8 protein-coding genes are annotated in these 12344 nt (G+C 34.9%); 3 read left to right on the top strand and 5 right to left on the bottom strand.

The features are described 5' to 3' along the window. From KO515_RS09140 to KO515_RS09130, 3 genes are all read left to right on the top strand, one after another. Positions 1–2081, top strand: a 2081-nt coding sequence (locus tag KO515_RS09140) for a CHAT domain-containing protein (RefSeq protein ID WP_215936066.1), incomplete at its 5' end; no start/stop codon positions are given. A gap of 771 nt (positions 2082–2852) precedes the next feature. After that, on the top strand, positions 2853–3227 hold the full coding sequence (locus tag KO515_RS09135; RefSeq protein ID WP_115837854.1) for an endonuclease domain-containing protein: 375 nt from the start codon (positions 2853–2855) through the stop codon (positions 3225–3227). Between the two features lie 586 nt (positions 3228–3813). Further along, positions 3814–4188, top strand: a complete 375-nt coding sequence (locus tag KO515_RS09130) for an endonuclease domain-containing protein (protein WP_215936065.1) — start codon at positions 3814–3816, stop codon at positions 4186–4188. Positions 4189–4695: 507 nt separating this feature from the next. Here KO515_RS09130 and KO515_RS09125 read toward each other — a convergent pair. The 5 genes from KO515_RS09125 to KO515_RS09105 all read right to left on the bottom strand — a co-directional run. After that, positions 4696–5346, bottom strand: a complete 651-nt coding sequence (locus tag KO515_RS09125) for a S24 family peptidase (RefSeq protein WP_252723828.1) — start codon at positions 5344–5346, stop codon at positions 4696–4698. A gap of 101 nt (positions 5347–5447) precedes the next feature. Further along, positions 5448–6530: an HpaII family restriction endonuclease gene (locus KO515_RS09120; RefSeq protein WP_215936063.1), complete on the bottom strand. Its 1083-nt coding sequence runs from the start codon at positions 6528–6530 to the stop codon at positions 5448–5450. Positions 6531–6532: 2 nt separating this feature from the next. After that, on the bottom strand, positions 6533–7792 hold the full coding sequence (locus tag KO515_RS09115) for a DNA cytosine methyltransferase (protein ID WP_215936062.1): 1260 nt from the start codon (positions 7790–7792) through the stop codon (positions 6533–6535). Between the two features lie 101 nt (positions 7793–7893). After that, positions 7894–10746 carry a DNA polymerase I gene (gene polA / locus KO515_RS09110; RefSeq protein ID WP_215936061.1) on the bottom strand — a complete coding sequence of 951 codons (2853 nt, stop codon included), beginning with the start codon at positions 10744–10746 and terminating at the stop codon, positions 7894–7896. Between the two features lie 399 nt (positions 10747–11145). Continuing rightward, a partial coding sequence (locus KO515_RS09105) for a T9SS type A sorting domain-containing protein (protein WP_215936060.1) occupies positions 11146–12344 on the bottom strand: 1199 nt, incomplete at its 5' end.

Raw genomic sequence — 12344 nt, 5'->3', positions numbered from 1 at the left:
TAGACTCGGTGTATGAACATACAAATTCTCTGCAAAACCCTAAGATGCGAAGTCAGTTTTCTAACCTATCTCTTTATATTGGTGCCTTATATTATGTGGCAGATTTTTATAAGGAATTCGAGGATTTAGAATTGTCTCTCAAGCTTATTAATAAAGCTATTTTACTTTCACATGTAGCCAACGAACCCGATAGGAATGTTACGGAATATTTAAGGTTTAAGGCTAATGTCTTAAATGAAATTGGAGATACGGAAAAGGCGCTTGTGCTTGCGGATAGTATTGAAAATAACTTTAAAAGCAATAGTTTTAATCTTAATGATATCTATGAATTTAAAGGAGATATCTATGCGCGGACAAAGCAGTTAGATTCTGCTTTGCACTATTATTCAAAAACCATGAGTCATATTCATGATGCTGAAGAAACGCTTCAAACCGATTTTAAAAACTTTGCGTCACGGCATCAATTTCCAAACGATTGTGAGCAAATAGACCGTATGAGCTACATGTTATTTAAGCATTTTAATCAAGATTCTGTAGCTATAAAGAAGGCCCGAATTTTAAATGATATCGCTTATTATGCATTTGTTGAAAACCATAAAGATTTGAATTTAAGTATTGGAAATAAACTGCTATACAATAGAATAATAGAATGCCGATTAGAACTCAATAAACACAATTTTAAACATAAAAAGGCATTTATTTCTAATCTTGAAAATATAAGTAATCGTTTGGCATGGCAAGAATTTAGCCAAAGTAGAGATGTGGTGAAATTATCGATTATTGATTCTTTAGAACACATAGAATTTCAAATTAGAAAACAAATCGTTCAGGCAAAGCAAGAGCGGAATCAAAAACAAGAAGATTCTTTAGAGCGCATCCTTCAGACTTATAAAGACCATGTTAACGCCAAATTTCCGACTATTTCAGATTTTACGCAGAATAATTTTGACATTGCCGCTTTTCAAAACTTTTTAGGTGATAATGACATCGTTTTAAAATATTTGTTTTTTTATGATCAGTTTGTCATTTTTCAAATTACGAAAGATGCCATTGAATGGGAATTAAAACCTTGGACAAAGGCTACAAAAGGTTTACTAAAATCCCATTTAGAGTATTTAAAAAACCCGAATAGCAGGTTTGTATTAAACCCAGAACTTACCAAGTTATTGCTTCCGGAAAAAGCCTTATCCTATACGTCTTTAACCATTATACCAGATACTCCTATTTACAGTTTACCTTTTGAAACCTTAAGCTATAAGTCTCATTATTTAATGCAGGAAAAGGCGGTTCATTATTCGTCGCACTTAAGGTTTGCTTTTTTTGAAGGAGATCGAGCCTCAGATAAGGAGGTGAAAGCCACGATTTTTGCACCAGCATATCCAAAAAGTAATAGGACTGGAGCGAATAGAAATAGTGCCACGTTTTTAGAAGGCGCTCAAAAGGAAGCTAAAGTTCTTGAAGCGCTTTTTCCATCAGAAGCGTTTATTGGCAGTAATGCAACAAAAGCGAATTTTATAACGCATAAATCTAAAGGCAATATCTTGCACCTGGCTATGCATGCCTCTTTAGATGACGATGAACCTGTGTTTAGTCATTTTAATTTTTCCAACGATGAAAAACTATTTTTAGAAGAACTGTATGGTTTAAATATCCCTATAGATTTAGCCGTTTTGAGCGCTTGTAACACAGCCGTAGGGAAAGAAGATGGCTCATTGAGTATGGTGTCTTTACATCGTGCTTTTAGTTTCTCTGGGACAAAAGCAGCAGTGGCCAGTTTGTGGGAAGTACCCGATGCCACTACGAGTCAAATTATGATTGCATTTTACCACCATTTAAAAGACGGTAAAACAAAATCTGTAGCGTTACAAATGGCAAAAAACGAATATTTAACTACCGTTGAAAACCCAAAATTAAGACATCCTTATTATTGGGCTGGTTTTATCTTGTATGGTTCTGATGCTCCATTAATTGATACCAATTATAATTGGGTTTGGGTAGCTTTAGGGCTTGTTTTTATGGTGCTATTACTGTATGTATTGTTTAATAAGTTCTGGCAACGCGATACAACGGAAACTGCTTGATAGAGTTCCATGACCTTAGCTATGGCTTCGCTAGTAAACAATTATATTAAGGCAGTTGGCATAGGGTTAATATAGCGCGTTGGTTAAAAGCAAATTGTAGTCAATTATTCTTTTTGAACATTGATTTATTTGGGATAGCGTTGGCATATTCTCGAGGCTAATCGGAATTACACTCGATTTAGATACGGAGGAGCTATGGGTGGGCCCTTGGTTTGATTTGTATTAAATGCACTGTTTTAGTGCTACAAGCTCTACGGAAGTCTAAGATATTTAATTTTTAGCTATACGTTCTCGTTGGGGGTTGTCCTCTTGAGGATTATTGAGATGAAAATATATTTTCATTGAAGATACCGAGCGTAGCTCATTAGGGGTGTTAAATAAAATTCCTATTTAAAACAGTTTTAATGATGTTGTTGCCTTTTAATCAGCGAAAACCAGAACATAAGGTGCGATTTAAGGGATAGAAATACAACTAGAAAAAGCACCGATAGTTCTAGGGTGTTTGCTTTATTCTAATTGAAGTTTTATAGTACTTGTTCTTGGCCTTTTAGCTTAGGATAGGGCGGTATATACCCGAGGATAACCCGCTTATGACCCGCTTAAGACCCGAAGTTACTACGGGTGAACCCTAGGTTTGATTTGTATTATATNNGAAAGTTCCTTAGCATGGATTGTCCGTTTGAGGATTATTGAGCTAAAAAGTCTGCTGTCGTATAAAGTTCTTAGTATAGCTTTTTAGGGGTGTAAAAGACGCGTCATAAAGTCTGTAAAATGAAAAACAACATCATTCCATACAACCCAGAATTAAAAGCACTGGCTAGACAACTCCGGAAGCATAGCACTTTGCCTGAAGTCTTGCTGTGGCAACATATAAAACAGCGTGCTTATGGTGTTCAGTTTCATAGGCAAGTACCAATGCTAAATTACATTGTAGATTTTTATTGCCATGAAATAGGTTTAGCTATTGAAATTGATGGTGATAGTCATGAGCATCGTTTTTTATATGATACCAAACGGCAAAGTGCACTAGAGGCTTATGATGTTACCTTCTTAAGGTTTTCTAATGAGGAGGTTAAAAAGAATATGTTTAGTGTGTTGTTGGTTATAGAGGAGAAGGTTAGGGAATTGTTAGGAAAACACCCCTAAAGTCCCCTCAAGGGGACAATCTAGACCAAGAAGCATACGTGTAAAAAATTAAATTTATTTTCGCAATACACAATCTAAAAATCCTATGAATATTCTTTTTTCCTTTATCAAATGTCCCCTTGAGGGGACTTTAGGGGTGTAAAAGAGAATTGGTATTTAAAACAGTTTTAATGAAGTGTTGCCTTTTAATCAGCGAAAACCAGAACATAAGGTGCGATTTAGGGGAAAGAAACAACATATGAAAAAGCGCCGATAGTTCTAGGGTGTTTGCTTTATTCTAATTGAAGTTTTATAGTATTTGTTATTGGCCTTTTAGTTTAGGATAGGGCGGTGTATACCCGAGGATAACCCGCTTATGATCCGCTTAAGACCCGAGGTTACTATGGGTGAACCCTTGGTTTGATTTGTATTATATTCAGTATTTTAGTGACATCATCCCTTTGGTAGTCTAGACGTTCTTTTTTACTGAAAGTTCCTTAGTATGGATTGTCCGTTTGAGGATTACTGAGCTGAAAAGTCTGCTGTCGTATAAATTTCTTAGTATAGCTTTTTAGGGGTGTAAAAGACGCGTCATAAGGTCTGTAAAATGAAAAACAACATCATTCCATACAACCCAGAACTAAAAGCACTGGCTAGACAACTCCGGAAACATAGCACTTTGCCTGAGGTCTTGCTGTGGCAACATATAAAACAGCGTGCTTATGGTGTTCAGTTTCATAGACAAGTACCAATGCTAAATTACATTGTAGATTTTTATTGCCATGAAATAGGTTTAGCTATTGAAATTGATGGTGATAGTCATGAGCATCGTTTTTTATATGATACCAAACGGCAAAGTGCACTAGAGGCTTATGATGTTACCTTTTTAAGGTTTTCTAATGAGGAGGTTAAAAAGAATATGTTTAGTGTTTTGTTGGTTATTGAGGAGAAGGTTAGGGAATTGTTAGAAAAACACCCCTAAAGTCCCCTCAAGGGGACAATCCTAACCAACAAGCAAAAGTTTTAAAAATTAAAATTGATTTTACCATTACCCAATCTGATATCCTATGAATATTCTATTTTCCTTAATCAAATGTCCCCTTGAGGGGACTTTAGGGGTGTCAAAGAGAATTGGTATTTAAAACAGTTTTAGTGATGTGTTGTCTTTTAATCAGCGAAAACTAGAACATAAGGTGCGATTTAAGGGAAAGAAACACAATATGAAAAAGCGTCGATAGTTCTAGGGTGTTTGCTTTATTCTAATTGAAGTTTTATAGTATTTGTTCTTGGTCTTTTAGCTTAGGATAGGGCGGTATATACCCGAGGATAACCCGCTTATGACCCGCTTAAGACCCGAGGTTACTATGGGTGAACCCTTGGTTTATATTGTCTCTTTGAGGGGACTTTAGGAGTGTAAAAGAGAATTGGTATTTGAAATATTTTTTTGAATGTGCATTACCCTTTAATTAGAGGATACGTGAGGATAAAGTTAGTTTTCTAATACTTGAACAAATTCTCCTATTATTCTCATTTCACTACTATTTTCTTCATTAATAATAATGCTATTGAAACTCGCATCATAAGAATTAGGCTTCAATACAATTGAATTATGTTGCCAACCTTCTTCTGTAATAGTTTTTTCACTTGAATAAGTTTTTACTGTAAAGGCTGAATTAAAATCTGGGTCGAAAGAATCGCTATTTTCTATTAATAAAATTTTACCACTACGAGAGCCAGTTACATTTTTTTTGAATATGCATATTGAATTGTTAGGAATAACCTTATTCATTGATTCTCCAATTACTTTACAAGCAAAATAATCATCTGTGGCATATCTTTCCTGTACAGGAATTAGATTGTATTCTTTCTTATCTTGCATTTCACTAAACCTACCTGCTGCTGCGAGAAAATTGTATATAGGAATTGTAAATTGTAGTGTTTTTTCTTCCTTTTTTATTAATTGTATTTCAGATTTAGAATTGTTTTTAGGTAGTTTTTCTCTGTTAACAGCAGTTATGTAGTTATATAAATCATCTTTTACAGGTTGCTCTAATTGAAATTTAAAATGAACAACTGGTTGTCCTGAATCAGGCATTTCTGCTTGCTGTATAGAATCTTTAATTATTGAAGCATCTCCCATAAAATAAAGGATCTTTCCTCCATAAAAACACCAATAAACAAACATTGCTGTAATACGATTTGTTTCCTTTAGGAATTAAGAATAAAACCTATCTGAAAGTGTTATTTTATGAATCTTATTTGGAGATTCAATTTTAATTTTTGCGTTCCATTTTCTTCATATATTTCTGCCATATGATAGCGATTCTTATCAGGAGTTTCTAATTTGGTGTTTTGATATAAGTAGTTTTCAAAATTTTTAACAAAATAGAAATGATAACATATAATTTCTCCATCTTCCCTTACTATTAGATAGCCTCCATCTGCTTGATAATCTCTTTTCCAAATTTGAGATGCTCGCATCCCCAATGCGTATTCTACTAAAAAACGCTTAACAATCATTTGGTAAATATCAGGATTGAGATTTAAATCATATTTAAATTCGTTCTTTATGGATAATCTATTAGTGAATTTTTCTATGGTATTTTCAGAGGTAATATCATTTGCGTAATACATTATTAAAATATCTGATAATAATTTAGAAAAATTATAATCTATAGTCTGAAGATTAATATTAAATTTTGGGTTATCTACTTGATCAAAAGTTAGTGAAACATTGTATTTGTCGAAGATTTTAAATTTGTCCGAAAACTTTCTTTGTTCGTTGATTTCGTTAATTTGGGATTTATTAAGTTTTTTTGATAAAGTATATGTAAAATTAGTGGCATTACTTGCATTTACCAATGTAGCAGGTTTACCCAATTGTGATTTTACACTAAAGCCTAATGTAGGAGTTATAAAAGTATTAGGGTCTTCAATTTGTATTGTTATATCATTTTTTTGAGTAGATTTAGATTTTACCTCACTAATATTTATTGAGTTTAGGAAATTCATCAACTCAGGTATGTTGAAAGATCCTTTTTTCGATTTAACACTATTGATTCTGTCTAACGTTAGTTTACTAATATCAATAAACTTCTTCACAGGTAACCTTATTGGCGTACTTCCATTTTTAATTAATATAATATCTCCATCAAAAGAAAATGTAGTGTTTTTAGTTTTTTCAAAATGTAAGATTTTAACAATACGATAAAATAAACCTTCTACTTTATTAAAATTCTCTCCTCCAATATAAAGTTTTTGGTCAGAAATTAATTTCAGTAAAAGATATGGTTCACTCCATTCTCCTTTGTTATATGCTTTCATTTTTATTGTAGCTTTTCGATAATCTTTTTTGCAGTCGCTTGAATAGCTGGAACGGCAACAGAATTTCCAAATTGTTTATAGGCTTGAGCATCTGAAACTACAATTTTGTAATCGTCTGGAAAGCCTTGTAATCTAGCCCATTCTCTAGGTGTCATTTTTCGAATTCCTTCTCTGTTGACTTCACCTTTTATGTGTGTTATAGGCGTGAAATCTTTTAGCCTGAAGTCATGGACTAAATTTCTTTCTCTTCCCATTCCTCCACAAACTACAGCGTTAGCTGTTCCGTTATTTGGAATTATTTCATAACCAAAACCATTACCTTTGCTTTCGTGTCGTGCTTTGTGATTTCTTAAAGTGTTTATATAGGTTTCAGATAAATAATATTTTACAGAAACCGTTTCAGATTCTAGAATATCCTCCAATGTTATTTTTCTATTAACAGGTTTTGGGTATTCGAATTCTGTAATTTTTAAATTTTTTCTAAACCCAACAATAAAAATTCGTTCCCTGTTTTGTGGAACTCCAAAATTCTTAGCATTCATTACTTGTGGCTCCGGTACAAAATATCCTAAATCTTCTCTTAAAACATTTAAGATTGTAGCCAAGGTTTTTCCTTTATCATGACTTCTTAATCCTTTTACATTTTCTAAAAAAATAGCCTTTGGTTTTTTCTTTTTAATTATTTCTGCAACATCAAAAAACAGCGTGCCCCTTGTATCTTCAAAACCTCCGCGCTTTCCTGCAATTGAAAATGCTTGGCAAGGAAACCCAGCACATAAAATATCAAATCCATCAGGAATGTATTCTTTAGTGGATTTTTTGGTAATATCTCCAAATGGAACTTCACCAAAATTGGCTTGATAAGTTTGTTTTGAATATTTATCCCATTCACTTGTAAAAACACATTTTCCTTTAAGATTTTGAAAGGCTAATCTAAATCCACCAATTCCAGCAAAAAGATCTATGAATTTAAAATCAGGTTTTTTTGGTGCAGGAAAAGGAATCTCTTCTTGTTGAAAAATTAAATATTGAAGGGCTTCTTCTGCTGCTTTATCAGATACTTCGACATCAGGAAATTTGTATTCAAATAAATTTTTGACATGTTCTAATGCGTCAGGTTTGTAGAATTTAGAAACCCCATTTCTGTAATTATGTAAATAATGTGTAAAGGCAGCTTCTGTATCTTTTTTAGATTCAACAAGTCTGATTTTGAATTTTTTATCTTCAAAATTTTCTATTGATATTTTTTCTTTTAAAGCCACTTATATTGTCTGTAAATTAAAAATGCAAGTTAAGGAAAAATTGTGATTGAAGTTATTCAATGAAATTGCATCGTAATATTAAAATTTTGTGTTGTTGATTCCTAATGCGCCTCCAACCAATTCAGCCCAGTATCCACCTCAACATCAAGCGGCACATCCAATTTAAAAGCACCTTCCATTTCCGTTTTAATCAATGTGGTGAGTTCTTCGAGTTCTGGTTTGTAGATGTCAAAGACTAATTCATCATGCACTTGTAAGAGCATCTTCGATTTATAGTGTCCTGCTTCTAGCTTGTTGAAAATATTAATCATTGCTATTTTAATGATATCGGCAGCGCTTCCTTGTATGGGTGCGTTTACGGCATTTCGTTCTGCAGCACCTCGCACCACAGCGTTACGCGAGTTGATGTCTTTTAAATACCGACGACGCCCCAAAACGGTAGAGACATAGCCATGATCTCTTGCGAAATCGACTTGCTTACTCATGTAGGCTTTTAGTTTTGGATAGGTTTCGTAATAGGTGTCAATGAGTTCTTTGGCTTCACCACGCGATAAATCGGTTTGGTTACTTAAGCCAAAGGCAGACACTCCATAGATGATTCCGAAATTAACGGTTTTGGCATTGCTACGTTGTTCTCTGGTGACTTCAGCCAATGGCATACCAAATACTTTGGATGCGGTTGAAGCATGAATATCTTCGCCATTCTTAAAGGCTTCAATCATGGTTTCTTCTTCACTTAAGGCGGCAATAATTCGTAATTCTATTTGTGAATAATCGGCAGCTAGTAAGGTGTACTCTTCGTTTCTTGGCACAAAGGCTTTACGTACTTGGCGACCACGTTCGGTACGGATGGGAATATTCTGTAAATTAGGATTGTTACTACTTAAACGCCCTGTTGCTGCAACGGTTTGCATATAATCGGTATGCACGCGACCTGTAGACGGTTCTACTTGTAAAGGCAAGGCATCTACATAGGTGCTCTTTAATTTTGAAAGGCCTCTAAAATCTAAAATCTTCTGAATAATCTCATGGTCTTTTGCTAAATAGGATAAGATATCTTCGCCTGTTTTATACTGTCCGGTTTTGGTTTTCTTTGGTTTATCTACCAATTTCATGTTTTCAAACAACACAATACCTAACTGTTTTGGGGAGGCAATGTTGAATTCCTCGCCTGCAGCGGCGTAAATTTCTTGTTCAAGCGTTGCGATGTCGTTATTTAAATCTTCGGAAAGGGAATCTAGAAATGCTTTATCGAGATTAATCCCTTCCAATTCCATAGCCGCTAACACCCGTAATAGTGGAATTTCAATCTCATCGAATAATTTTTGGGTATTGGCTTCGCCTAATTCGGTTGTGAAATGTTCTTTTAGTTGTAAGGTGATATCGGCATCTTCTACGGCGTATTCGGTGAGCTTTTCTAAGGGCACATCGCGCATAGACAACTGATTCTTTCCTTTTTTACCGATGAGGTCTGTGATAGCAATTGGTGTGTAGTTCAAATACGTTTCAGCAAGAACATCCATATTGTGACGCATGTCTGCATTAATTAAATAATGCGCTAACATGGTATCGAATAATTTGCCTTTTACCTCAACATTGTATTTGGCTAATACTTTGATATCGTATTTTAAATTCTGACCTATTTTTTCGATGGTTTCGCTTTCGAAAAACGGTCTAAACGTTTCTATGAGTTCTTGTGCTTCTGTTTTATCTTCTGGAAATGGGACATAAAAGCCTTTACCGACTTCCCAAGAAAAGGCGATGCCAACGAGTTCTGCGGTTAATGGATTTAGTCCTGTGGTTTCGGTATCAAAACACACTGAGGTTTGGCTCATTAGATTATTGACAAACAATTTGGTTGCCATACCAGATGCGACGCTTTGGTAAAAATGCGAATAGGTTGCGGCTGTTTTTCTGGTGTTTTCTGAAACGGCTTCGGTTGCTGAAGGTTCGCCACCTCCAAATAATGAGAATTGACCTGCTCCTGCTGATTTTTCTTCGGTTGGAGTGGTTTTCGGTGCTTCCTTTTTATCTGCTGTTGGAGTTGAAGTTCCGTCAGACTGCATGGCTTCAGCTGCAAATGTTTTATTAAAATTATCAATTAATCGTCTAAATTCTAATTCTTGAAAAATTTCAGTCACTTTTGGAATATCAGGTTCTGACATTTCAAAATCTTCGGCATTAAAATCCACAGGGACATCGAGCATAATGGTGGCTAATTTTTTAGATAATAGACCGAGTTCTTGATTGGCTTCAATCTTCTCTTTCATCTTGCCTTTTAGCTCATGTGAATTCGCAAATAGGTTTTCCATACTGCCATAAGCGGCCAAAAATTTCTTTGCTGTTTTTTCACCCACACCAGGTAATCCTGGAATATTATCAGAAGCATCTCCCATCATTCCTAAAAAGTCAATGACTTGTAAAGGATCGGTAACTTCAAATTTCTTCTGTACTTCAGGTATGCCCCAAGTTTCGTATCCGCCTCCAAAAACTGGTCGGTACATAAAAATGTTTTCAGAAACGAGCTGTGCAAAATCCTTATCTGGAGTCACCATAAAGGTTTTGTAGCCTTCTTTTTCAGCTTTTTTAGCTAAGGTACCAATGACATCATCTGCTTCAAAACCTTCTTTAACCATGATTGGAATGTGCATGGCTTTTAAGATTTCGTAGATGTAAGGGACTGCTGTTTTGATGCCTTCGGGAGTTTCATCTCTGTTGGCTTTGTAAGCTTCGAACATTTCTACACGGTCTGCACTACCTCCTTTATCAAAACAAACGGCTAAATGATCTGGTCGTTCTCGTTTAATCACATCTAAAAGGGAATTCATAAAGCCCATAATGGCTGAGGTATCTTCACCTTTAGAATTGATTCTTGGGTTTTTTATAAAAGCGTAGTAGCCACGGAAAATAAGGGCGTAGGCATCGACTAAGAAAAGGCGTTTTTGATCTGACATGTTATATCATATTTTATTTAAGTGAGCTTCAAAAAATACCCTTTTTTCATTTCTGCTTCAAAATAAAAATGAAACGTAGCTATGGCTATGTTTAATTTTTCTTCTTCGCATCATCTAAAAAAATCATCATTTTTTGTGTCAGCTAACCTAAACAAAAAATGATATTGAAATATAATTTGAAAATATAGTGTCACCTTGAGCGCAGTCAAAAGGTCCTATTAGTAACGAATTGTTGCAGATTTAGGTCTCGATTGCGCTCGAACGGACAATAGTTTCAAAATTACAAAACTTAAACCTTGATATGAAAGAATGATTTATTAAATAATAAACAAAAGAAAGCCGCTTTCTAAAGCGGCTTTCTTAATGAAAATTAAAGTGGTTGGTCAATGTTATGTTGCCTTATTCGATTACAATTCGTTTAGTGACTTGTCCTTCATTAGTTGAAACTTTAAGCATATATATTCCAGCGGCATACTTACTCACATCTACGTTTAATGCTTTTGTTGTTAATACTCTTTTTCCAAGCATGTTAAACAGTTCAATAGACGCTATGGATTGACTGTTTGCTATAGCAATATTGACTATTGTGTTTGCTGGATTTGGATATACCCTAATACTGTCTTCTAAGGTATTGAAGCCTGTACTTAATGTTTCTTCAGTTTGAATGGTAAAACTTTTGTACGCATCATTATCTACATTTACTAAAGTTCTAAATACACGAAGTTTATAGGTTGTTCCACTGGTTAAGCCTGTAATAGTGCCTTGGCTAGTAAAACAGTCTAATTGATTTCCGTTGCAAGCATCATAGAGTGCAAAATTATTCCAAGCTATGATTCCAGTAATGACCAAGTTGTCGTCTGTAGGCATGGTGAAACTGTACCAAACATCTGCGTAGTCTTCTGCTTCTGACTCTGAACAGCCCACTTCGTTATTGATAGTGGCACCTGCAATACCGAAGTTTACAGTTGTTGGTGTGTCTGAAATGGTGATGGTTTCGGCCGTATCACAATCGTCATTCGTTATGATTTCAAATGCTTGAATGGTGAACGTTCTATAAGTATCATTGTCTGCATTTGCTAAAGTTCTAAAAAGACGCAATTTGTAATTGGTTGTTGCGGTAAGATCTGTAAATAACTGATTGTCGGATCCGCATTGCAATGGTGTACCGACACAGGCGTCATATAAAGCAAAGTTGTTCCAACCAATAGTGCCATCGACGTAAAGATTTCCGTTAACAGGCATGGTAAAATCGTACCAGATATCAGCATAGTCGTTGGTGGTTTCAGCACAGCCTATTTCATTGTTAATTGAAGCTCCAGCAATATCAAAATTTACGATAGACTCCGATGTTGTCACTGCAATGTTTTCTGCGGAAGCACAATCGTCATTAGATACTGCTTCAAACGCTTGAATGGTGAAGGTTCTATAAGTAGCATTGTCTGTATTTGCTAAAGTTCTAAATAGACGTAATTTGTAATTTGTTGTTGCGGTTAGGTCTGTAAATAACTGATTGTCGGATCCGCATTGTAATTGTGTACCGCCACAGGCATCGTATAAGGCAAAGTTGTTCCAACCAATTGTGCCATCGACGTAAAGAT

The sequence above is a fragment of the Winogradskyella psychrotolerans genome (genome assembly GCF_018860545.1).
Lineage (GTDB): Bacteria > Bacteroidota > Bacteroidia > Flavobacteriales > Flavobacteriaceae > Winogradskyella > Winogradskyella psychrotolerans_A.
Note: the sequence above shows the minus strand (reverse complement) of the source record. Positions and strands in the feature narration are given on the sequence as shown.